General features: G+C 74.9%; 19 protein-coding genes. 13 read left to right on the forward strand and 6 right to left on the reverse strand.

All coding sequences use genetic code 11. From position 1 onward, the window contains the following. The first annotated feature begins 25 nt into the window (after positions 1 to 25). Positions 26 to 1,087 (forward strand): GNAT family N-acetyltransferase, encoded by a 1,062-nt coding sequence (locus tag GD970_RS17110; RefSeq protein WP_226925421.1) that lies wholly within the window; start codon positions 26 to 28, stop codon positions 1,085 to 1,087. On the opposite strand, the gene GD970_RS17115 is transcribed toward GD970_RS17110, so the two are convergent. After that, positions 1,084 to 2,139 (reverse strand): serine hydrolase domain-containing protein, encoded by a 1,056-nt coding sequence (locus GD970_RS17115; protein WP_152204121.1) that lies wholly within the window; start codon positions 2,137 to 2,139, stop codon positions 1,084 to 1,086. The genes GD970_RS17110 and GD970_RS17115 overlap by 4 nt on opposite strands. Positions 2,140 to 2,206: 67 nt before the next feature. Beyond that, positions 2,207 to 4,669, reverse strand: coding sequence for a DNA gyrase/topoisomerase IV subunit A (locus GD970_RS17120; protein ID WP_152204122.1), 2,463 nt, complete (start codon positions 4,667 to 4,669; stop codon positions 2,207 to 2,209). A gap of 78 nt (positions 4,670 to 4,747) precedes the next feature. On the opposite strand from GD970_RS17120, the gene GD970_RS17125 reads away from it, so the two are divergent. Genes GD970_RS17125 through GD970_RS17140 form a run of 4 tightly spaced genes read left to right on the forward strand, consistent with a single transcriptional unit; the run spans position 4,748 to position 10,027 of the window. Next, positions 4,748 to 7,564 (forward strand): bifunctional acetate--CoA ligase family protein/GNAT family N-acetyltransferase, encoded by a 2,817-nt coding sequence (locus GD970_RS17125; protein ID WP_152204123.1) that lies wholly within the window; start codon positions 4,748 to 4,750, stop codon positions 7,562 to 7,564. A gap of 46 nt (positions 7,565 to 7,610) precedes the next feature. Beyond that, on the forward strand, positions 7,611 to 8,192 hold the full coding sequence (locus tag GD970_RS17130) for a DUF5998 family protein (RefSeq protein WP_152204124.1): 582 nt from the start codon (positions 7,611 to 7,613) through the stop codon (positions 8,190 to 8,192). Next, positions 8,189 to 9,358 (forward strand): alkaline phosphatase family protein, encoded by a 1,170-nt coding sequence (locus GD970_RS17135; RefSeq protein WP_226925422.1) that lies wholly within the window; start codon positions 8,189 to 8,191, stop codon positions 9,356 to 9,358. The genes GD970_RS17130 and GD970_RS17135 overlap by 4 nt, the downstream gene beginning before the upstream one ends. Beyond that, positions 9,359 to 10,027, forward strand: a complete 669-nt coding sequence (locus GD970_RS17140) for a thymidine kinase (protein WP_152204125.1) — start codon at positions 9,359 to 9,361, stop codon at positions 10,025 to 10,027. It begins immediately after the preceding gene. 16 nt (positions 10,028 to 10,043) lie between these two features. On the opposite strand, the gene sepH is transcribed toward GD970_RS17140, so the two are convergent. After that, complete coding sequence (gene sepH, locus GD970_RS17145) at positions 10,044 to 11,300, reverse strand: septation protein SepH (RefSeq protein ID WP_152204126.1); 1,257 nt, start codon at positions 11,298 to 11,300, stop codon at positions 10,044 to 10,046. Positions 11,301 to 11,445: 145 nt separating this feature from the next. On the opposite strand from sepH, the gene GD970_RS17150 reads away from it, so the two are divergent. Both GD970_RS17150 and GD970_RS17155 read left to right on the forward strand, forming a co-directional pair. Further along, positions 11,446 to 12,324 (forward strand): inositol monophosphatase family protein, encoded by an 879-nt coding sequence (locus tag GD970_RS17150; RefSeq protein ID WP_226925423.1) that lies wholly within the window; start codon positions 11,446 to 11,448, stop codon positions 12,322 to 12,324. A 142-nt stretch (positions 12,325 to 12,466) separates the two neighbouring features. Further along, positions 12,467 to 12,766 (forward strand): DUF4193 domain-containing protein, encoded by a 300-nt coding sequence (locus tag GD970_RS17155; RefSeq protein WP_152204128.1) that lies wholly within the window; start codon positions 12,467 to 12,469, stop codon positions 12,764 to 12,766. Positions 12,767 to 12,788: 22 nt separating this feature from the next. Here GD970_RS17155 and GD970_RS17160 read toward each other — a convergent pair whose 3' ends face one another. Next, entirely contained in the window at positions 12,789 to 13,271 is a 483-nt protein-coding gene (locus tag GD970_RS17160) for a DUF3093 domain-containing protein (protein ID WP_152204129.1), read from the reverse strand. Positions 13,272 to 13,416: 145 nt separating this feature from the next. On the opposite strand from GD970_RS17160, the gene GD970_RS17165 reads away from it, so the two are divergent. The 3 genes from GD970_RS17165 to GD970_RS17175 are packed head-to-tail and all read left to right on the forward strand — an operon-like array spanning position 13,417 to position 15,268. Next, the gene (locus GD970_RS17165) at positions 13,417 to 14,127 is read left to right on the forward strand and encodes a DUF3710 domain-containing protein (RefSeq protein ID WP_152204130.1); all 711 of its coding nucleotides are present in this window, start codon (positions 13,417 to 13,419) and stop codon (positions 14,125 to 14,127) included. Beyond that, on the forward strand, positions 14,124 to 14,498 hold the full coding sequence (locus tag GD970_RS17170; RefSeq protein ID WP_152204131.1) for an OB-fold nucleic acid binding domain-containing protein: 375 nt from the start codon (positions 14,124 to 14,126) through the stop codon (positions 14,496 to 14,498). Before GD970_RS17165 ends, GD970_RS17170 begins: the two co-directional genes overlap by 4 nt. Next, positions 14,495 to 15,268, forward strand: coding sequence for a DUF3159 domain-containing protein (locus GD970_RS17175; protein WP_226925424.1), 774 nt, complete (start codon positions 14,495 to 14,497; stop codon positions 15,266 to 15,268). Before GD970_RS17170 ends, GD970_RS17175 begins: the two co-directional genes overlap by 4 nt. On the opposite strand, the gene GD970_RS17180 is transcribed toward GD970_RS17175, so the two are convergent. Together GD970_RS17180 and GD970_RS17185 are read right to left on the reverse strand one after the other, a co-directional pair. Beyond that, positions 15,210 to 15,902, reverse strand: a complete 693-nt coding sequence (locus GD970_RS17180) for a potassium channel family protein (RefSeq protein ID WP_152204132.1) — start codon at positions 15,900 to 15,902, stop codon at positions 15,210 to 15,212. The two genes, GD970_RS17175 and GD970_RS17180, sit on opposite strands and share 59 nt — an antisense overlap. Continuing rightward, positions 15,902 to 16,567, reverse strand: coding sequence for a potassium channel family protein (locus tag GD970_RS17185; RefSeq protein WP_226925425.1), 666 nt, complete (start codon positions 16,565 to 16,567; stop codon positions 15,902 to 15,904). The genes GD970_RS17180 and GD970_RS17185 overlap by 1 nt, the downstream gene beginning before the upstream one ends. 91 nt (positions 16,568 to 16,658) lie before the next feature. Between GD970_RS17185 and GD970_RS17190 the strand changes: the two genes are divergently transcribed. The 3 genes from GD970_RS17190 (at position 16,659) to GD970_RS17200 (ending at position 21,862) form a co-directional block, all read left to right on the forward strand. Then, on the forward strand, positions 16,659 to 18,092 hold the full coding sequence (locus GD970_RS17190) for an RNA-guided endonuclease TnpB family protein (RefSeq protein ID WP_152204133.1): 1,434 nt from the start codon (positions 16,659 to 16,661) through the stop codon (positions 18,090 to 18,092). Positions 18,093 to 18,164: 72 nt separating this feature from the next. Then, positions 18,165 to 20,354, forward strand: a complete 2,190-nt coding sequence (locus tag GD970_RS17195; RefSeq protein WP_152204134.1) for an APC family permease — start codon at positions 18,165 to 18,167, stop codon at positions 20,352 to 20,354. A 269-nt stretch (positions 20,355 to 20,623) separates the two neighbouring features. Then, complete coding sequence (locus GD970_RS17200; RefSeq protein WP_226925426.1) at positions 20,624 to 21,862, forward strand: class I SAM-dependent RNA methyltransferase; 1,239 nt, start codon at positions 20,624 to 20,626, stop codon at positions 21,860 to 21,862. Positions 21,863 to 21,869 lie beyond the last annotated feature (7 nt).

Genomic DNA, 21,869 nt, shown 5'->3' on the forward strand with positions numbered 1-21,869 from the left:
GACGCCCACCACGTAGTGTCACGACGTGTCCACACCCATTCCCGCGCCGGGATCCGGTGCGCCCGCAGCGGCGCTCCGGCCGCTCGCTGAGCGTGCCCAGGCGCCCGCCACCCTGGCCGCGCCCGCCGGCGCCGGCGGGCTGAGCTGGCGGGAGCTGGGCCAGGACGACGTGGTCGCCCTCGGTGGGCTCGTGCAGCGGATCGAAGAGGCCGACGACCCGCCCTACCGCACCTCGCCGGACGAGGTCGCCGAGTACTACGACGCCAGCCACTACTGGAGCGCCATGGGCGGCTGGGACGCCGAGGGGATCCTGCGGGCCTTCGGGTTCGTGCGCATCCAGCGCGGCGACCTCACCGTGCTGCGGGCGTTCTGCTCCGGCGGGGTGGACCCCGCCTGGCGGCAGCACGGCATCGGCGGTGCGCTCATCGACTGGCAGGTGGGCCGCGCCCGCCAGATGTTCGTCGAGACCGGGGTGGAGGCGCCCGCACGCATCGTCGTGCACGTGGACGAGGGCATGGACGCCATGGCGCGCCTGCTCACCGAGCGCGGCTTCAGCCCGCGGCGCTGGTACATGGAGATGCGCCGGGACCTGTCCAAGCCGATCCCGGAGGTCAGCCTCGACACCCACCTGTCGGTGGTGCCGTGGAGCGCCGAGCTCGACGACGCCATCCGCCGCGCCCACAACAAGGCCTTCGGCGAGCAGTGGGACGCCCAGCCGCACACGCCGGAGACGTGGCAGCAGGGGCGCACGCACTTCGTGCCGGCGTGGAGCTTCGTGGCCCTGGACCGCAGCACCGACCGGGCCCAGGTGGCCGGGTACCTCATCTCCGGGCGGTACGAGCAGGACTGGCCGGCCCTGGGCTGGACCGAGGGCTACACCGAGATGATCGGCGTCCTGCCGGAGTGGCGCGGGCGGCACGTGGCCAGCGCGCTGCTCACGCGGGCGATGCGGGCCTACGCCGACGACGGGATGGAGTACGCCGGGCTGGACGTCGACACCGACAACCCCACCGGCGCCCCGCTGCTCTTCGCCCACCTGGGCTACGAGCGGATGCGAGGCTCGGCGATGTACACCATCGAGATCTAGCCGCGCCGGACCTCCACCGCGACGCGGGCGAGCAGCGGGTAGGGCAGGCGCCGCTTGGCGATCTGGTTCACCGTGCCGGCGACGAACAGGTCGAGCTCGAGGGCGTGGAAGAGCACCGCGCCGGAGGACCCGCCGTGCCCGACCATCGCGGGGACGGGCGCGAACGGCGACATCACCCGCGGCACGGCGAAGCGCATCAGCCCCGTGCCGTACCGCATCGGGGGGAAGATGCGGTTCCACCGGGCCTGCATGTGCTCGAGGTGATGGGCGTCGAAGAGCTCGCCGGCGAAGAACGCCCGCAGGAAGCGCAAGGAGTCCGAGGTGGAAGAGACGATGCCGCCCTGGGCCTGTGTCGAGGCCAGCGTGCGCGGGATGCGCAGGGGCCGGCGGCCGTTGAGGATCGCGTCCACCGTGTCGAACCGGTCCATGGTCGCCGTCTCGAAGACGTAGGTGCCGGCCAGCGCCAGCGGCTGGGTGATCCGCCGCTCGACCGCCCGCGCGTAGGGCAGGCCGGTGACCACCTCGATGATCCGGCCCAGCAGCTGGAAGTTCGTGTCCGAGTACTGGGCCTTCCCCGGCGTCCCCGGCGGGAAGGCGGGACGGATCCGCTCCTTGGCCACGGCCAGCAGCTCCTCGAACGTCCAGCCGGGGTCCGAGGCGAACGCGACCGCGAACAACGTCGACCCGTCGGGCTGCCTCTGCTCGGAGACGTCGCCCAGGCCCGACGTGTTCGAGAGCAGCTGGCGCACCGTGACCTGCTCGCTGCGGTCGACCCCGTCGAGCACGTGCAGGCCCGAGACGACGTCGTCCGGCAGGTAGGCGGGCAGCGTGGCATCGAGCTCCACCTGCCCGTCGTCGACCAGCTGCAGGACCACGGCGGTGGTGAACAGCTTGGTGATGCTGGCGACGAAGTACTGGCCGTCCGGGTCGCCGTACGTCCACTCGAGACCGGTGGACGGGCGGGTGAGGGCGAGGCGGACCGTCCCGGTGTCGGGGCGGGCGGCGTACTTGCCGAGCAGGGCGTCGAGGCGGGACTCGAGACGGCGTGTCATGGCGCGGATCGTAGCGGTCCGTGCATAACGGAACTGCAGGTCAGCGCGCCGACGCGCCGGGGCGGCGTCAGCCGATCGCGGCGATCGGCGCCGCCAGCGGGTGGCCGGAGCCGTCGCGGCGCTCGTCGAGCTCGGGCAGGTCGACCGACTGCCCGCCCGAGCCGACCGCCCGCGCCGGCTCGGGGCCGACCCAGGCCAGCTGCAGGCAGTCCTCCCCGCGCAGGAACCGCTGCGCCCGCACGCCGCCGGTGGCCCGGCCCTTGGCGGGATAGCGGTCCAGCGGGGTGACCTTGGCGCTGCCCGGGACCGTGCCGGGCAGCGCGCCGGACGCGCCGGCCACGGTGACCAGGACGGAGGCGGAGACCTCTGCGTCGGGCACGATGCCGAGGTAGATGACGGCGGCGCCGTCGGCGAGCCGGATCCCGGCGATGCCCTGGCCCGAGCGGCCCTGCGGTCGCACCGCGGCGGCGTCGAAGCGCAGCAGCTGGGCGTCGGAGCTGACGAGGACGAGCTTGTCGGCGTCGGTCGCGTGCCCGGTGCCGACGACGGCGTCGCCGTCGCGCAGGCTGATGACGTCCCAGGTGTCCTTGTTGCCCGGACGGTCGCCGGTCACCCGCTTGACCACGCCCTGCGCGGTGGCGAGCACGAGCGGCGGGGCGTCGGCGTCCAGCCGGGCCAGGCCGACCACGCGCTCGCCCTTCTCCAGGGTGAGCAGCTCGGTGACCGGCACCCCGCCGGAGAGCCCGGGCGCGGCGCCGGTCGGCGGCAGCGCGGGGGCGTCAAGCACGTCCAGGCGCACCAGCCGTCCGGCGGAGGTCACCAGGGCCACCTGCCCGCGGGCGGTGGCCGGCACGGCGTGGGCGACGGCGTCGTGCGCCGAGCGCGGGCCGGTGCGCACCGGGGCGTCGGGGGTGGAGGTGCGCGCCAGCAGCCCGGTGCCCGAGAGCAGCACCCAGCACGGGTCGTCCGCCACCTCGAGCGGCATGGCTGCGCCGCGGCCCGCCGGGCCCGCGGCCGCCGTCGTCGCCGGGCCGCCGGCGTGCTCGAGGAGCACGGTGCGCCGCGGGGTGCCGAACTTGGCGGAGACGTCGGCCAGCTCGTCGGAGACCACCCCGCGCAGGCGCTCCTCGGAGTCGAGGATCGCCTTGAGCTCCTCGATCTGCTTGGCCAGCTCGTCGGCCTCGGCCTCGAGCTCGAGGCGGGAGAACTTCGTCAGGCGGCGCAGCCGCAGGGCCAGGATGTACTCGGCCTGCGGCTCGTCGAGGTCGAACACCTGCATGAGGCGGGTGCGGGCGGTGTCGGCGTCGTCGGAGGAGCGGATGACCGCGATGACCTCGTCGATGTCCGCGATGGCGATGAGCAGGCCCGCCACCAGGTGCGCCCGCTCGGTGGCCCGGCCCAGCCGGAACGCGGTGCGCCGGCGCACCACCGACAGGCGGTGGTCGACGTAGACCTGCAGCAGCTCGCGCAGGCCCAGGGTGCGCGGCTGGCCGTCGACCAGGGCGACGTTGTTGATCCCGAAGGACTCCTCCATCGGGGTGAGCTTGTAGAGCGCCTCCAGCACCGCCTCGGGGTTGAAGGCGTTCTTGACCTCGATGACCAGCCGGAGCCCGTGGTGGCGGTCGGTGAGGTTCTGGACGTTGGTGACGCCCTTGAGCTTGCCGGACTTCACCGCGTCCGCGATCTTCTCGATGACCCGCTCGGGGCCGATCATGTAGGGCAGCTCGGTGACGACGATGCCCTTCTTGCGCGCGGTGACGTTCTCGATCCGTGCCGTGGCGCGGGTGCGGAAGCTGCCGCGGCCGGTGGCGTAGGCCTCGCGCACGCCCTCCAGGCCGACGATCTTGCCGCCCTCGGGCAGGTCCGGGCCCGGGACGAACTTCAGCAGGTCCTCGAGCGTGGCGTCGGGGTGGGCGATGAGGTGCCGTGCGGCGGCCACGACCTCGACGAGGTTGTGCGGGGGCATGTTCGTCGCCATGCCGACGGCGATCCCGGTGGCGCCGTTGACCAGCAGGTTGGGGAAGGCCGCGGGCAGCACGCCGGGCTGCATGATCTGGTTGTCGTAGTTGGGCACGAAGTCGACGACGTCCTCGCCCAGGTCGGCCACCATCGCCATGGCCGCCGGCGCCATGCGCGCCTCGGTGTAGCGCGGCGCCGCGGGGCCGTCGTCGAGGGAGCCGAAGTTGCCGTGCCCGTCCACCAGCGGCAGGCGCAGCGCGAAGGGCTGGGCCAGGCGCACCATGGCGTCGTAGATGGCGGTGTCCCCGTGCGGGTGCAGCTTGCCCATGACCTCGCCGACGACGCGGGCGGACTTCACGTGCCCGCGGTCCGGGCGCAGGCCCATCTGGTCCATCATGAACAGGATCCGGCGCTGCACCGGCTTGAGGCCGTCGCGCGCGTCCGGCAGGGCCCGCGAGTAGATGACCGAGTAGGCGTACTCCAGGAACGAGCCCTGCATCTCCTCGGAGACGTCGATGTCGACGATCTTCTCGTCGACGGGCACGGGGGAGGGCGTGGTCTTGCGAGCCATGGGCAGATTGTCCCCGATGATGGGCCCGTGCGGGTGCACCGCCGCAGTGGTGTCGGACTCCCTGGGTAGGCTCGCGGCATGGGAGAGGTCGACACCGGGGCCGCCTACCCCGCGCACTGGGCGGCCGACGTCGTCCTGCGCGACGGCGCCACGATGCACATCAGGCCCATCCGCCCCGACGACGCCGACGCGCTGCAGCGCATGCACGTGGCGCAGTCGCCGCAGTCCATCTACTTCCGGTTCTTCGCCCCGGTGCCGCGGCTGGGGGAGAAGGACCTGTACCGCTTCACCCACGTCGACCACCACAACCGGGTGGCGCTGGTGCTGGTGCAGGGCGAGGAGATCCGCGCCGTCGGCCGGTTCGACGTCGTGGGCCCGGGCGAGGCGGAGGTGGCGTTCAACGTCGCCGACACCGAGCAGGGCCGCGGGCTGGGCTCGGTGCTCCTCGAGCACCTGGCCGCCGCGGCCCGCGAGCTCGGGGTGACCCGGTTCGTCGCCGACGTGCTGCCCGCCAACGCCCGGATGGTCCGGGTCTTCACCGACGCCGGCTACGACGTGCAGCAGCGCCTCGAGGACGGGGTGCTGTCGATCTCGCTGAGCATCGAGGAGACCGAGCGGTCCTGGCGGGTCATGGCCGAGCGGGAGCGGCACGCCGAGGCGCTGAGCATGACCGGGCTGCTCCAGGCCGAGTCGGTGCTGGTCCTCGGGCTCGGCGCGGCCGGCCAGGAAGGTCAGGTGCTCGCCGGGCGCGTGGCCCAGGCCCTGACCGGCGACGCCTTCACCGGGTCGATGCACCTGGTCGGGCTGGCGGCGCCGGCCGCGGCCGGCGGCCCGGCCGACGGTGCCGCCCGGGTCCGGCGGTACGCCGCGCTGGCGGACGTGGCCGGCAGCGTCGACCTCGCCGTCGTCGCCGGCCCGGCCGAGGCGGTCGTCGAGGCGGTGCCGGCCCTGGGGGCGCTCGGCGTGCGCGCCCTCGTGGTGCTCTCGCACGGCTTCGGCGAGTCCGGGGCGGAGGGCATGGGCCGCCAGCGCGAGCTGCTACGCCGCACCCGGGAGGCGGGCATCCGGGTGGTGGGGCCGGCCTCCTACGGGGTGATCGGGCACGGCCCGGCGGGCCGGTACAACGCGACGCTGTGGGGGGAGGACGACGACGCCGCCGGGGCGGGCCTCGGGCTGTTCACCCAGTCCCTGGCCTCGGGCCTCGCGGTGCGCTCCACCGCCGCGCGCCGCGGCCTGCCGGTGGCCACGTTCCTCTCCGCGGGCAACCGGGTGGACGTCTCGGGCAACGACACCATGCAGTTCTGGTCCGCGCACGACGCCACCGCCGTCGGCGCGATGGTGCTGGAGTCCATCGGCAACCCGCGCAAGTTCTCCCGCATCGCCCGGCGCCTGTCGGCGAGCAAGCCCGTGGTCGCGATGGTCTCGGGCCAGACCGGGCAGGTCACCCCGCCCGGGCACGCGGTGCGCACCTCGCGCCAGCCGCAGCGGGTGCTCACCGAGATGCTGCGGCAGGCCGGGGTCGTGCGCGCCCGCACCCACCGGGAGATGCTCGACGTCGCCACCCTCCTGCTCGCCCAGCCGCTGCCGGCCGGGCCGCGCACCGCGATCGTGTCCTCCTCGGCGGCGCTGGCGGGTCTCGTGGCCGACGTCGCCACCGCGGAGGGGCTGGAGGTCGCCGGCCAGCCGGTCACCCTGCCCCCGCTGGCCGGGCCCGAGCAGTACGCGGCGGCGCTGGGTGAGCTGACCGCCCGCGACGACTTCGACGCCGTCATCGTCGCCCACGCCCCGCCGCTGGGCACCACCGACACCGCCGTCGCCGCCGCCATCGCCGCGGCCGCCGCCGGTGACCCGCGCACCTGGGTGGCCACCATCTACGGCCTGCACGGGCTCACCCCGGCGCTGACCGCGCAGGGAGCGACCGTCCCGGCGATGGCCACGGTCGAGGACGTCGTCACCGCGCTGTCCGGCGCCATCGCCTACGGGCGCTGGCGCACCGGCGCCGGCGACCCGCTCGTCGCCCCGCCCGGCATCGACCCGCCCGCCGCCCGCCGCGTGCTCGCCGAGCCGCTCGCCGAGCTGCCCGGGCGCGCCCGCCGCACCCTGAACCCCGCCACGACCCAGGAGCTGCTGGCCTGCTACGGCATCCGGGTGCTGCCGGCCACCGTCGTCACCGACGAGGACGCGGCCGTCGCCGCGGCCGAGCGGATCGGCTGGCCGGTGGCGCTCAAGGTCGCCGACCAGGTGCTGCGTCACCGGGTCGACCTCGGCGGGGTGCGCCTGGACGTCGCCGACGCCGACGCGCTGCGGGAGGCCATGGGCCACATGCGCGCCCGCGCCCGGCACGTCCTCGGCCGCGCCACCGCCTTCGAGGTGCAGGCCATGGCCCCGCCCGGAGTGGCGTGCGTGGTCCGCGGCGCCGAGGACGACCTGTACGGCCCGGTCGTCTCCTTCGGTCTCGGCGGCGACGCCACCGAGCTGCTCGGGGACGTCTCCTACCGGATCCCGCCGCTGACCGCGCGGGACGTCTCGGAGATGGTGCGCTCGGTGCGCGCCGCGCCGCGCCTGCTCGGCCACCGCGGGCTGCCGCCCACGGACGTCGCCGCGCTCGAGGACGTCGTCGCCCGGGTCTCGATGCTCACCGACGACCTGCCGGAGGTCGCGGAGGTGGTGCTCAACCCGGTCATCGTGGGGGAGGAGGGGGTCCAGATCGCCTCGGCGGTCGTGACCATCGCCCACCCGCTGCGGCAGGACGCCGGTCGGCGGGCGCTGCCCGCCCCACCGGACGCGGCCGAGGCGTCCGGGGCGACCGGCGCGGCGGGCGGCGACGCACCGCCCGCCGGGTCCGGTGCCGCCGGGCCCGGCGACGCACCGCCCGCCGGGTCCTCCACGACATAGGAGCGGCGGGGGGACGGGACCGGCCCGCAGGTGGGATGATGTCGGCGTGCCGGACACCAATCTCGCCAACCAGCTGCGTTCCGAGCTCGACCTCGCGGGCTACTACCCGGAGCTCGTCGCCGGCGTCATCGACATCGCCCTGGCCGACGAGCCCGTCGTCTCCTATCTCGTGCACCCCGAGACCACCTTCGACGACACCGAGGTGTTCCGGCACCTGACCGCGCTGGTGCTCACCCCCTCCCGGCTCGTCGTCGCCCACGTCGACGACGGCCCCGGACCGGACGGGCGCGCCTCCGCGCTGGCCACCACCGAGTCCGTGCCGCTGCGCGAGGTCCGCTCGGTCTCCCTCACCCACGGCGTGAGCGACCCGGCCCGCGCCCGCAGCATGCGCACCCAGGAGCTGACGGTCGCGGTCAGCTGGGGCACCGCGGACAGCGTCGACCTCAAGCCCGACCACTGCGACGACCCCGAGTGCGACGCGGACCACGGCTACATCGGCACCGTCACGCCCGAGGGGCTCGAGGTGCGCATCAGCGCCCAGGCCGAGGGCGCCGACGCCCTCAGCGGCGCCCTGGCCTTCGCCCGGGCGCTGTCCGCCGCCACGGCCGGGAGCGCTGCCCGCGCGTGATCCCCGAGTTCCAGCCGCCGTCCACCGACGGCCTGCACCTGCGCGCCGTCATGCCCGCCGCCCTCGACGCGGTCGGGCTGACCACCACCTCCCACGGCCGGGCCAGTGACGCCGACCGCGCCGCGCTCGGGCTGCCCGAGGCGCCCAAGGCCTGCGTCGTGCTCGTCGACGGGCTCGGCATGCGCATGCTCACCGAGCGCGGCGGGCACGCCCCGTTCCTGCGCGGCCGCCTGCCCGGCGCCCGCACGCTGAGCAGCACGTTCCCGTCGACGACCGCGGCGGCCATCACGGCGCTGGGCACCGGCGAGCTGCCCGGGGTGACCGGCATGCTCGGCTTCTCCGTGCGCGACCCCTCCAGCGGCGAGGTGCTCAACCTCATCCGCTGGGACAACACCTCGCTCAGCCCGCGGGCCTGGCAGCGCCACGAGACCCTGTTCGAGCAGCTCGCCACCCGGCGCGCCGGCGGGGAGAACCTGCGCGAGGTGGTCAGCGTCGGGCCGGCGCGCTTCGTCGGCTCGGGCCTGACCGAGGCCGCGCTGCGGGGGATGCGCAACGTCTCCGCGGAATCCCTGGCCGACCGCGTGGACGTCACGGCGGCCCAGCTGCGCCGCCCCGACGTCGCCGCCGTGTACCTGTACTGGGGCGACGTCGACCACGTCGGTCACGAGCACGGCTGGGGATCGTGGCAGTGGGGCGAGGCCGTCGAGGCCCTCGACGGCGAGCTCGCCCGGCTGTCGCGCACGCTGCCGCGCGGCACGCTCCTCGTCATCACCGCCGACCACGGCATGGTGGACGTCACCGACCGGCTCGACGTCGCCGCCACCCCCGCGCTGGCGCAGGACGTCGAGCTCGTCGCCGGCGAGCCGCGCGCCAACCACGTCTACACCGCCCCCGGCGCCGCCTCCGCGGTGGCGGCACGCTGGCGCGAGGAGCTGGGCGAGCGCGCGTGGGTCGGCACCCGCGAGGAGGTCGTCGCGGCCGGCCTGCTCGGCGACGTCGCGCCCGACCGGCTCGAGGTCGTCGGCGACGTCGTCGCCCTCATGCGCGGGCAGCACGCGGTGGTGGACTCGCGCACCCAGACGCCGGAGTCGATGGCGCTGGTCGGCATGCACGGCTCCCTCACCGACGGCGAGATGGCCGTGCCGCTCCTCGCGGAGGTGGTCTAGGTGGCCCAGCTCGTCTTCTTCTCCGGGACGATGGACTCCGGCAAGTCCACCCTCGCCCTGCAGATGGACCACAACCACGCCGCCCGCGGCCGCGACGGGCTGATCTTCTCCCGCAACGACCGCGCCGGCGAGGCGGTGCTCTCCTCCCGCCTCGGCCTCGCCGTCCCGGCCGTCGAGGTCAGCGACGAGACGGACTTCTGGGACGAGGTGGTGCGCCGGCGCATCGCCGGGGACCGCGTCGACTACCTCATCTGCGACGAGGTGCAGTTCTACAGCCCCACCCAGGTCGAGCAGCTCGCCCGGCTCGTCGACGAGATGGGCGTGGACGTCTTCGGGTTCGGCATCACCACCGACTTCCGCACCCGGCTCTTCCCCGGCTCGGCGCGCATGCTCGAGCTCGCCGACCGCGTCGAGCGGCTCCAGGTCGAGGCGCTGTGCTGGTGCGGGGCCCGGGCCACCCACAACGCCCGCACGGTCGACGGCGAGATGGTCACCGAGGGCGAGCAGGTCGTCGTCGGCGACACCACCGAGGCCCGCGCCCCGATCACCGGGACCCAGGGCGAGGTGGGCTACGAGGTGCTGTGCCGCTTCCACCACCTGCGCCGGGTCACCGCGGCGCGGGCGCACGCGGCGAGCCTGAGCCCGCAGACCCTGCCGCTGGGGGATTGAGGCGCCGCCGAGGCGGCTACTCGGGCTTGGCCCCGAAGACGATCTCGTCCCAGCTGGGCACGCTGCGACGGGTGGACTTCCGCCGGCGCGGCTGGGCGGTGGGGCGCGCCGGCTCGCCGCGCACGGGCGCGGGCCGCACCGCCTCGGGACGGCCCGCCTCGGGACGGCCCGTCTCCGGACGAGCTCCCTCAGGGCGACCGTCCTCGGGGCGGCCGGCCTCGGCGCGGTCCCCCTCGGGGCGCTCGGCGTCGCGGGCCTGGTCCTCGTCGCCGCCGGCGGCCGGTGACGCCTGGTCGCCCCCCGCCTCCTCGGCCAGCGCCGGCGTGGTGCCGGGGATGGTGGGCGGCGGGCCGGGCAGGGCCGGGATGGTGCCGACACCGCTGTCGGTGAGGTGCCGGTCGTCCGAGATCTCCCGGCGCGGCAGGGAGAGCACGTGAGCGTCGGTGGCCAGGTCGGGCCGCGAGGCGGGCGGGTGCGCCCCGCCCGGGAAATCCTCGTCCTCGGGGTCGAGCAGGGCCTCGCGGGTGCCGCGGTGCGCGGCCAGCTCGGCCAGCAGGGCGTCGGTGGGGGAGTCCACCCGGTCCTCGCCCGGCTCGCCGAACGGCGACGGCGCGGCCGGGCTCACGGCGTCGTGCCAGGGGGAGAGGCCCTCGACCGCGCGGGGCGCGCCCACCGGGGCGAGGTGGCGGCGCGGGTACGCGGCCGGGCCCACCTCGGTCTCGGACAGCCAGCGGGCCTCGTCGTCGACGGCGGTGAGGGCCTTGGCCCCCAGGTCCACCTGCCAGCGCGCCTCCCGCTCCCGCTCGCCGGCCACGAACGTCACCAGCACCTCCCACGGCTGACCCGGGCGGCGCACCGCGTCCCACTGCAGCGTGGTGGCCCGCACCCCGCGGGCGGCGAGGCGGTCGACGACGAGGTCGCCCAGCCGCGGCGCGTCCTGCTCGTGGCCGAGGCGCTGAGCCTGCGCCTGCTGGACCACCCAGGCCCGCTCGGCGAGCACCGGGCCCTCGTAGCGGCGCACGTGCTCGACGGTCAGACCCGCCTCGGCGGCCACCTCGTCCACGCTCGCGCCGGCGCGGATGAGGGCCTGGATGTCCTTGGGCCGCAGCGTCGACTCACGGGCGGCCCGCAGCGCCTCGAGGCCCGGACGGTCGCGGCGCACGGCGGCGCGCAGCGCGTCGTTGATCACGAGGCGGTAGCGCTGGCCGTCCCCGTCGGAGAGCGTGAGGTGCTCGCCGTCACCGTGCAGCCCGAGCAGTTCGAGCTCAACCATGGGGTCCTCCTTCGAGGTTCTCCCCCGAGGGTGCCATCTGGGCTGGGCTGCTGGAAGGATTGGCAGCGGTGTGTTCGGTGTGGCCTGGTCGACACGAACCGGCCGGAACCGGGCACGAGCTGTCCCCGCCGACGAGAGGTACGACGTGACCCTGCCCCTGCGCGAACGCCCCGCCGAGCTGCCGCCCGAGGAGATCGCCCGGCTCCAGAGCCTGTGCGAGTCCCTCGCCCGTGAGGCCGGCGACCTCGTGCGCGACCGGTCGGGGGCGGTGATCGCGGTGGCGGACACGAAGTCCTCCGTCAACGACGTCGTCACCGCGGTGGACCGGGAGGTCGAGGAGCTGTTGCGCGCCCGGATCCGCGCCGAGCGGCCCGGGGACGCCTTCCTCGGCGAGGAGGAGGGGGCCAGCGCCGGCACCACCGGGCTGACCTGGGTGGTCGACCCCATCGACGGCACGGTCAACTTCCTCTACGGCATCCCCTCCTACGCCGTCTCCGTCGCCGTGGTGGCCGGGGAGCCGGACCCGCGGCGCTGGACGCCGCTGGCCGGGTGCGTCCACGCCGTCAGCACCGGCGCGACGTGGACCGCCGGGCGCGGGCAGGGCGCCTTCCGGGACGGCGCGCGGCTGCGCATCAAGGACGCCCCGCCGCTGGGCCAGGCGCTGGTGGGCACCGGCTTCGGCTACACCGAGGAGCGTCGCCGCGGGCAGGCCGAGGTGGTCGCGCAGCTGCTGCCCCAGGTGCGGGACATCCGCCGGCTCGGCTCGGTGGCGATCGACCTGTGCCTCGTCGCGGACGGCCGGCTGGACGCCCACTACGAGCGCGGGCTCAACCCCTGGGACGTCGCCGCGGGGACGCTGGTGGTCCTCGAGGCCGGCGGGGTCGTGCAGGGCCTGGCGGGCGAGCCGGCCTCCAAGGCGATGACCGTGGCCGGGCCGGCGGGCCTGGTGGCCGAGCTCAGCGCGGCGCTCGAGGCGGCCGGTGCCCGTGAACTTGGTCACCCGGACGGCGAAACCGGTCGGTAGGCCTGGGCACCGTCAGGGTCGGTGGTGCACAATCCGGTGTCCCCGGGAACAAATGCGCCCCGAGGACGTTTTCCGGGTACTGGCTTCGATGCCACGACCACCACGACTGACGACCACGAAGAAACCGGAGCGTGACGCCGAGATGGCGACCGACTACGACGCACCTCGCAAGAACGAAGAGGACCTCAACGAGGACTCGATCGAGGAGCTGAAGGCGCGCCGCGCCGACAAGAACTCCGGGGCGGTCGACGAGGACGAGGCCGAAGCCGCTGACAGCTTCGAGCTTCCTGGCGCCGACCTGTCCGGGGAAGAGCTGTCCGTGCGGGTCCTGCCCCGCCAGGCAGACGAGTTCACGTGCGCCAAGTGCTTCCTGGTGCACCACCGCAGCCAGCTGGCCTACGAGGACAACGGCCAGCTCGTCTGCTCCGAGTGCGCCGCCTGACGGCGACCACTCAGCAACCGCCTCAGCGCCGGCCCAGTGCAGCCACGAGCTGCGTGGGCCGGCGCGTGCATATCACCCAGTAGGGCGTCGCGTCCCGCGGGTCGGTGACCGGCACGCGCAGCCCGCCGTGGACCCAGGCCCGGTGGCAGGCGTGCGCCCGCGCGTCCGCCTCCGGGCCCATCGCCCGGCGCAGCCCGTCGGCGTCGAGGACCTCCGGCTCGCCGAGCGCCTCGACCGGGATGACGGCGTCGCCCGCGCGCAGCCGCAGCGCGTCCGGGCTGCCGCCGTCGGCGGGGTCCCCGCCGCGCACGACGGTGACCACCGGCGAGCTGAGCACCCCCATCACCGACACCGCGACGGCGATGACCACGCCGACCGTCACCGCCACCGGCACGGAGGCGAAGGGTGTCACGGTGAGGAAGCCGAAGGCGCCGAGCAGCAGCGAGACCAGGTGCATGGTCGGCGGCGGGCTGAGACGTTCGGAGTAGAGCGGGGCGGTGTCCACACCGCCACTTTGCCAGGCCGGCGGCCCGTGCACCCGCACCCCTGCGCCGACGGCGAACCCGGGCAGAGCGGGCGCCGCCGCGCGGGTAGGCTCTGGTGGTCATCCGGCGCGAGGCGCCGCGGGAAGATGCGAGGAGACGTTTCCGATGGGCCTGTTCACACGCCGCAAGCGCGACGCCGTCGACGAGGGCGTGGAGGCGGTCGCGCAGGACGCCACCGAGAACACGGACGACCCCCGGCCCGAGACCCCGGGCCGCGGCCCCCACGACGTCGCCGACGTCCCCGACCTCGAGGGCCGCCTGGACCTCGGGGCCCTGCGCGTCCCCGCCCGGCCCGGCATGCAGCTGCGGCTCGAGGTGGAGAAGCGGACCAACAACATCGTCGCCGTCACGCTGGGCCTGACCGGCTCGGCCATGCAGCTGCAGGTGTTCGCCGCGCCCCGCACCCAGGGCATCTGGGACGAGCTGCGCGCGGAGATCACCGACTCCATCGGCAAGCAGGGCGGCACGGTCGACCAGATCGACGGCCCCTTCGGCACCGAGCTGCTCGCCCGCATCCCCGTCAGGGTCGCCGAGGGCCAGATCTCCCACCGCCCCGCCCGCTTCGTCGGCGTCGACGGCCCCCGCTGGTTCCTGCGCGCGGTGCTGACCGGCAAGTCCGCCATCGAGCAGGAGGCCGCCGCCGAGCTCGAGGAGGTCCTCGCCGACGTCGTCGTCGTCCGTGGGGTGGAGGCGCGCGCCCCGCGCGACGTGCTCCTGCTGCACGCCCCCGGCAAGCCCCGCGCGCCGCAGCAGCCGGGCGCCGAGCCCGACCTCGACATCACCCGGCGCGGCCCGGAGATCACGGAGGTCCGATGAGCGGCCTCGGCCAGCTCCTGCACCGGCTCACCGCCACCCGGCAGGAGCTCGACGCCGCGGACGAGCGGCGGGCGAGCATGCTGCAGGGCGCCACGGCCTGCGCCGAGGTCGCGCCGCGCACGCGCGCCAAGGTCGCCGGCATCGTCTCCGCGCTGACCTACCGCCCGCGCGGGGTGGCGCCGGCGCTGGTCGCCCAGCTCTTCGACGGCTCCGCCACCATCGACCTGATCTTCCTGGGCCGGCACGACGTCCCCGGCGTCGAACCGGGCCGGCGCCTCGTCGCCGAGGGCATGGTCGCCGAGGAGGACGGGCGGCGCGTCATGTTCAACCCGGACTACCAGCTCATCGCCCGCTCCGGGGTGCACGCGTGACGGCCGGCCCCGGCGAGCACCGCCCCGAGCAGCCGCGCGGGGAGCGCCCCGACGGTGAGCAGCGCCCCGAGCGCGCGCACGGCGAGCACGCGCATCGCGAGGACGCCGTGGCGGCGGCCGCGGCCGCGGCCAGCCGGCGCGGCGGGATGAACCAGATCCTCGGCGAGAACTTCTCGGTCGCCGACGCTGTCGGGGGCGTGCGCGGCCTGGTCGAGTCGGTCGCCCCGGGCCTGGTCTTCGTCGTCGTCTTCATCGCCACCGGCGCCCTCGTCCCGCCGCTGGTGGCCTCCCTCGCCGTCGCCGTCCTGGCCATGATCGTCCGGCTGGTCCAGCGCACCCCCGTCACCCAGGCGGCCGGCGGGCTCGTCGGCGTCCTCATCGGCGTCCTGTGGGCGTGGCGTTCGGGGGAGGCCGCGAACTACTTCGCGATGGGCCTGTGGACCAACGCCGCCTACGCCGTCGCCCTGCTCGTGGCGCTGGTGGCGGGCTGGCCCGCCGTCGGCGTCGTCGTCTCCCTGCTCAAGGGCGAGGGCTTCGCCTGGCGCAAGGACCCTGCCCTGCTCGCCCGGCGCCGACGGTTCGTCCTCGCCACCTGGTTGTGGATCGGGATGTTCGTGCTGCGCCTGGCCGTGCAGGTGCCGCTCTACCTCGACGCCTCGGTCGCCTGGCTCGGCACCGCCCGCATCGTCATGGGCGTGCCGCTGTGGGCTCTCACTCTGTGGGCGACGTGGGTGCTGGTGCGGGAGCCAAGAGCTCCTGCAGCGCGCTGAGCTCGGGCTCCGCGTCGGCCGAGACGACGATGAGGAGCTCGTCGCCGGCCTCGAGGGTGTCGTCCTGGCTGGGCGTGATCGGCCGGTCCTCCCGGATGATCGCCGCCAGCGCCGTCTCCGCCGGCCAGGTCACCTGACCGACCCGGCGGCCCACCACCGGCGAGCTCGCCGGCAGGGTCAGCTCGTGCATGCTCGCCCCGGACTGGTGGAACCGGAAGATGCGGACCAGGTCGCCGACCGAGACCGCCTCCTCCACCAGCGAGGTCATGATCCGCGGGGTCGAGACCGGCACGTCCACCCCCCACGCCTCGTCGAACATCCACTCGTTCTTGGGGTTGTTGATGCGGGCGACCACCCGCGGCACCCCGAACTCCGTCTTCGACAGCAGCGAGACGACGAGGTTGACCTTGTCGTCTCCGGTCGCCGCTACGACGACATCGCACCGGTCCACCGACGCCTCGGCCAGGGCGCTCGGCTCGCAGGCGTCGGCGAGGAGCCACTCGGCCTCGGCCACGCTGGCGATGCGCATGGCCGCCGGCTGGCGGTCGATGAGGGTGACCTGGTGGCCGTGGCCGAGCAGCTCGCGGGCGATCGAGCGCCCCACCGACCCGGCGCCGGCGATGACGACGCGCATCAGTCCTCCTTGGCCGGGGTGGCGGCCAGCACGCGCTGGACCGCCCCGATCCGGTCCGTCTCGACGGCCAGGTGCACGAGGTCGTTCTCCTGGACCACCATGCCCGGGTGCGGCACCACGCCCTGGCCCAGACGCGTCAGGAACGCCACCCGCGTGCCGGTGAGGAGCTCGAGCCGGCCCAGCTCCTGGCCCACCCAGGCCGGGTTGATGTCGCAGGTGACGATGGACACCTTCGACGAGGCGTCCTGGTACTCCGAGACGGCCCCGAGCGGGAGGATGCGGCGCAGCACCTGGTCGGCGGTCCACCGGACGGTGGCCACCGTCGGGATGCCCAGGCGCTGGTAGACCTCGGCGCGGTTGGGGTCGTAGATGCGGGCGACGACGTTGCTCACCCCGAACGTCTCGCGCACTACCCGGGCGGCGATGATGTTGGAGTTGTCGCCGTTGGAGACGGCGACGAAGGCGTAGGCGTCCTCGATGCCCGCCTGCGCCAGCGCGTCGCGGTCGAAGCCAAGGCCGGTGACCCGTCGCCCCTCGAAGGTCGAGGGCAGACGGCGGAACGCGTCGGGGTTCTGGTCGACCACCGCGACTGAGTGGCCGCGGTGCTCGAGCTGCCCGGCCAGGGACGCCCCGACCCGGCCGCAGCCCATGATCACGAAGTGCACGACGACGACGGTACCGCTGGTCAGAGGCGGTGGGGCACCGACGGGGTGTCCAGGGCGAGGGCATGTGGGTGGTGGCTGACAGCATCGTGGTATGAGCCGGCACACCACGTTTCGCTTCTGCCTCGATGTAACGGTCGAGCAGGAGGAGGTGCTGGCTCGGCACGTGGGCGCCGCACGGTTCGCGTTCAACCAATGCCTGCGTCTACACCTACAAGCCCGCAAGGGGGACGCGCCGTCGGCCGATGACGCGGACGTGACAGTGCCGTGGTCCGGGTTCGACCTCATCAATGCGTTCAACGCGTGGAAGCGATCCGAGGCCGCAGGTAGGCGGTTTCGAGTCGATGTCCGGGGAGTGGCCGAGCTCGAGGTTACAGGGCTTGTGTGGCGCGGGGAGGTCGTAGCCCAGGTGTTCGAGGAGGCCGCGGTCGACCTCGGCCGGGCACTGAAGGCGTGGACCACCGCGCGGGCCCACGGGAACCGTCGGGCGGGGCATCCGCGGTTCAAGAAGAAGGGGGCCACTGGGTCGTTTCGCATCCGGAACAGGACCACGCGGGGCCCGACGATTCAGGTGGGTGGTGATCGGCCTCGGTCGGTCACGCTGCCGAAGATCGGGACCTTGCGGGTGCGTGAGGACACCCGGCGCCTGCGCCGGATGATCGCCACGGGCCGCGCCCGCGTCCTGTTCGCCACGGTCTCCCGCAACGCGGCGGGCCGGTGGTCGATCGCCCTGACGGCGGAGGCGGCTGACCTGCACCCGAAGGCGCAGCACCCGCCACGCGCCCCTGGCGACGCCTCGGGCTGGGTCGGCGTCGACCGCGGCCTCACGGCCCTGGTCGTCGCCGGGACCGCAGACGGTGCACAGACTCTCCGCGTCGAGCGGGCACCGTGGTCGGCACGGTCGGAAGCGGCCCGCACCAGGCGGCTGGCGAGGTCGCTGGCCCGTAAGCAGAAAGGATCTCGGAACCGCGCCCGGGCCGCCGCCCGCCTGGCCCGCCACCACGCCCACCTGCGTGCCCGCAGGCGACACCTGCTGCACCAGGTCTCCGGACAGCTGGTCAAGACCCACGACCGGCTCGTCCTGGAAGACCTGCACGTGGCCGGCATGCTCGCCAACCACCGCCTCGCCGCGGCGATCTCGGACGCAGCCTGGGCCGAGCTCGCCCGCCAGATCCGCTATAAGCAGGCCTGGCACGGCGGGCAGGTGCTCCTCGCGGACCGGTGGTTCGCGTCCTCGAAGACCTGCTCCGCCTGCGGAAAGTGCAAAGACGCGCTGAGCCTCTCAGAGCGGACGTACCGGTGCGCGGCGTGCGGGCTGGTCATCGACCGCGACCTCAACGCCGCCTTCAACCTCGCCGCCTGGGCCACCCGCCACACCAGCGACACGGCCCAGGGGGCCGGGGACCGTCAAGCAGACGGCCCCGTCACCAACGCCCACCGACGGGACGGCTCTGGCCCGCGCGCCAGCGCGAGCGAAACCAGCCCGGACGACGTGGGAACCGGACCTCAGGCCGGCCACCCGGCCTGAGAACCTCGGACGCCCGAGAAGGGCGGTGTCTCACAACCCGGAGTTCAGAGACACGCTTTAGCATGGGGCCTCGTGCCGGACATCACGGAGGCCCTCAAGCGCGCGCTGGTCGGACGACCGATGCGCAGCGAGCGCCTGGGCTCCACCCTGCTCCCCAAGCGACTCGCACTGCCGGTGTTCGCCTCCGACGCCCTCTCGTCCGTCGCGTACGCCCCGGACGAGATCCTGCTGACCCTGGCCCTCGCCGGCGTCGCGGCCATCACCATCTCGCCGTGGATCGGCCTGGTCGTCGTCGTCGTGCTGCTCACCGTGGTGGCGTCCTACCGGCAGACCGTCCACGCCTACCCCTCCGGCGGCGGCGACTACGAGGTCGCCACCGAGAACCTCGGGCGGCGGGCGGGCCTGACCGTGGCCAGCGCCCTGCTGGTCGACTACGTCCTCACCGTCGCGGTGTCGATCTCCTCGGCCGCGCAGTACCTGTCCGCGGCCATCCCCGCCGCCGACGGGCACGAGGTCGCCGTCGCCGTCAGCGCCGTCATCATCCTCGCCCTCATCAACCTGCGCGGCCTGCGCGAGTCCGGCCGCGGGCTGGCCGTGCCGGTGTACCTCTACATGGCCTCCATCGGGCTCATGGCCGTCGTCGGCTTCATCCAGAGCGCCGCGGGGTCGCTGCGCCCGGCGGAGTCGGCGGGGCTGGAGATCGTGCCGCAGGCCGGTTACGAGCAGGGGCTGGTCGGGCTCGCCGGGGCCTTCCTCGTGCTGCGGGCGTTCTCCTCCGGGTCGGCGGCCCTGACCGGTATCGAGGCGATCAGCAACGGCGTGCCGCACTTCAAGCGGCCCAAGTCCCGCAACGCCGCGTCGACGCTCCTGCTGCTCGGTCTGATCTCGGCGACGATGCTCATGTCGATCCTCGTCCTCGCCCGTCAGACCGGGGTCCGCTTCGTCACCGACCCCGCCACCGAGCTCACCCGTGACGGCGTGCCGGTGGGCGACAGCTACGTCCAGCACCCGGTCATCGGGCAGATCGCCGGCGCGGTCTTCCATGACGTGCCCGTGCTGTTCGGGCTGGTCACCATCGTCACCGGCCTCATCCTCGCGCTGGCCGCCAACACCGCGTTCAACGGGTTCCCGGTGCTCGGCTCGATCCTCGCCCGCGACGGCTTCCTGCCCCGGCAGCTGCACACCCGCGGCGACCGCCTGGCGTTCTCCAACGGCATCGTCCTGCTGGCGGTGGCCGCCGTCGTGCTGATCGTGGCCTTCGACGCCGAGGTCACGCGCCTCATCCAGCTGTACATCGTGGGCGTGTTCGTCTCCTTTACGGTCAGCCAGACCGGCATGGTGCGGCACTGGACCCGCCAGCTGCGCATCGAGACCGACCCCGCCGCCCGGACCCGCATGCGTCGCTCGCGCGCGGTGAACACCTTCGGCCTGTGCATGACCGGCGCGGTGCTGCTCGTCGTGCTCGTCACCAAGTTCACCCACGGCGCCTGGATCACTCTGCTGCTCATGGCGCTGCTGTTCGTGACGATGAACGCGATCCACCGCCACTACGACACGGTCGCCCGAGACCTCGCCGTCCCCGACCTGGCCGCCGCGCGGGCGCTGCCCGCCCGGGTGCACGGCGTCGTGCTCGTCTCCAAGCTGCACCAGCCGACCATGCGGGCGGTGGCCTACGCGCGGGCGACCCGGCCCTCCACGCTGGAGGCGGTGACGGTCGCCGTCGACCCGGAGGACACCGCCCGGCTGCGGGCCGCGTGGGAGGCGGCCGAGATCCCGGTCCCGCTGACCGTGCTGGACTCCCCGTTCCGCGAGATCACCCGTCCGGTGGTCGACCACGTACGGCAGGTGCGCCGGGACTCCCCGCGCGACCTGGTCGTGGTCTTCGTGCCGGAGTACGTCGTCAGCCACTGGTGGGAGCAGCTGCTGCACAACCAGAGCGCGCTGCGGCTCAAGAGCCGGCTGCTGTTCACGCCCGGCGTCGTCATGGCGTCCGTGCCGTTCCAGCTCGACAAGGTCGACCACGTCGGGACCGGTCCCGGGCACGAGGAGACGCACCCCGGCGGCGTGGCGGAGCTGCCGGCGCCTGCGAGCCCGCCCGAGGCTGCGAGCGGTCCGGGGGCGGCCGAGCGGCCCGCCGCCGGGACCGGCGCAGGCGGGCGGTCCGGGTCGGCCGGGTCGGGTGGGTCGACCGGATCGGGCGGGTCGGCTCGCGAGGCCGGCGCCGGCGCCGGGCAGGGCCGCGGGCCGGAGGTGCGCCCGTGAGCGCCGGGACAGGAAACAGCGGGCGTGGGCAGGGCGGCCGGCCGCCGGGTCGGCGTCCGGCGCGCAAGGGCCGGGCCCAGGAGGCCCGTCCGGGGGAGACCCGGGGCGACGCGCGTCCGGGGGAGACCCGGGGCGGCACGAGCCGGGGCGAGCCCGGCGGGACCGAGCGTCGTGGGGCGCCGCGGCGCGGGTCCCGGCGCGGGCCGGTCCGGCGGCAGGGGCGTCCGGCCCCCGCGCGCCCGTCCACCGAGGCGGCGCCCGAGGCCGTGGTGACGGTCGGCGCGCCGGCGCACGGCGGGCACTGCGTGGCCCGCCTCGACGACGGCCGCGTCGTCTTCGTCCGGCACACCCTGCCCGGCGAGACCGTCCGGGTGCGCATCACGGAGCAGCGCTCGAAGTACTGGCGCGCGGACGCCGTCGAGGTCCTCGAGCCCTCGCCCGACCGCGTCCCGAGCGTGTGGCCCGAGGCGGGCCCCGGCGGGGTGGGCGGCGGCGAGCTTGCCCACGTGGCCCTGCCGGCGCAGCGCCGCTGGAAGGCCACGGTCCTGGCCGACACGCTGCGCCGGATCGGCGGCGAGCAGGTGGCCCAGGACGTCGCCGCGGTCACCGGCGGCGCCGGCGTGGAGGTCGAGGCCCTGCCCGGCGACGACGAGGCCGGCGGGCTCGGCACCCGCACCCGCGTCGACCTGACCGTCGACGGCGAGGGCCGGGCGGGGATGCATCGCTTCCGCAGCCACGAGGTGCTCGCGCTGCGCGAGATGCCGCTGGCCCACCCCGCGCTGCTGGAGCTCGGCCTGCTGGGGGAGGGCTCGCCCTGGCGGCGGGTCTGGCGCCCCGGTGCGCGGGTGGAGGCGGTGGCGCCGAGCGTCGGGGAGCCGATGGTGCTCGTCGACGGCGAGGCCGTCGCCCTGCGGCGCCGGTCGGGGCCCCCGCGGCGGGCCGTGCGCGAGCGGGTGGAGTCCTCGGTGGGTGAGCTGACCTACCGGGTGAGCGCCGCGGGTTTCTGGCAGGTCCACCGTGAGGCGCCGCGCACCCTGGTCGAGGCGGTGCTGGCCGCGGCGGGGCCGCTCGCCGGCACCCGGGTGCTGGAGCTGTACTCCGGGGCCGGGCTGCTGACGCTGCCGCTGGCGCGGGCCGGGGGCGCCGTCGTCACCCTCGAGGGCGCGGAGGGCGCCGTGCGCGACGCCCGCCGCAACCTGCACGAGCATCCCCAGGTGGAGCTGCACGCCGGCCGGGTCGACGCCGTGGCCGTGCGTCAGCTCGGTGGCGGCGCGGACGTCGTCGTCCTCGACCCCCCGCGGGTGGGTGCCGGCGCCGAGGTGATGTCCGCCGTCGCCGACCTGGGGCCGGAGACGATCGTGCACGTGGCCTGCGACCCCGCGGCGCTGGCGCGGGACCTGCGGGCCGCGCGGGAGAAGGGGTACGTCGTGCGCGCGGTGCACGCCTACGACCTGTTCCCGCACACGCACCACTTCGAGGTGGTGGCGGCGCTGGGCCGGGAGGGCTGAGCCCGGG

Origin of the sequence: Georgenia thermotolerans (assembly GCF_009193185.1) — a bacterium.
Taxonomy (GTDB): domain Bacteria; phylum Actinomycetota; class Actinomycetes; order Actinomycetales; family Actinomycetaceae; genus Georgenia; species Georgenia thermotolerans.

What these genes read in the sequence shown, in the direction of transcription:
- GD970_RS17115 (WP_152204121.1), bottom strand. Translation starts at nt 2,139, where the DNA reads ATGACACGCCGTCTCGAGTCCCGCCTCGACGCCCTGCTCGGCAAGTAC.
- GD970_RS17120 (WP_152204122.1), bottom strand. Translation starts at nt 4,669, where the DNA reads ATGGCTCGCAAGACCACGCCCTCCCCCGTGCCCGTCGACGAGAAGATC.
- GD970_RS17125 (WP_152204123.1), top strand. Translation starts at nt 4,748, where the DNA reads ATGGGAGAGGTCGACACCGGGGCCGCCTACCCCGCGCACTGGGCGGCC.
- sepH (WP_152204126.1), bottom strand. Translation starts at nt 11,300, where the DNA reads ATGGTTGAGCTCGAACTGCTCGGGCTGCACGGTGACGGCGAGCACCTC.
- GD970_RS17155 (WP_152204128.1), top strand. Translation starts at nt 12,467, where the DNA reads ATGGCGACCGACTACGACGCACCTCGCAAGAACGAAGAGGACCTCAAC.
- GD970_RS17165 (WP_152204130.1), top strand. Translation starts at nt 13,417, where the DNA reads ATGGGCCTGTTCACACGCCGCAAGCGCGACGCCGTCGACGAGGGCGTG.
- GD970_RS17170 (WP_152204131.1), top strand. Translation starts at nt 14,124, where the DNA reads ATGAGCGGCCTCGGCCAGCTCCTGCACCGGCTCACCGCCACCCGGCAG.
- GD970_RS17180 (WP_152204132.1), bottom strand. Translation starts at nt 15,902, where the DNA reads ATGCGCGTCGTCATCGCCGGCGCCGGGTCGGTGGGGCGCTCGATCGCC.
- GD970_RS17190 (WP_152204133.1), top strand. Translation starts at nt 16,659, where the DNA reads ATGAGCCGGCACACCACGTTTCGCTTCTGCCTCGATGTAACGGTCGAG.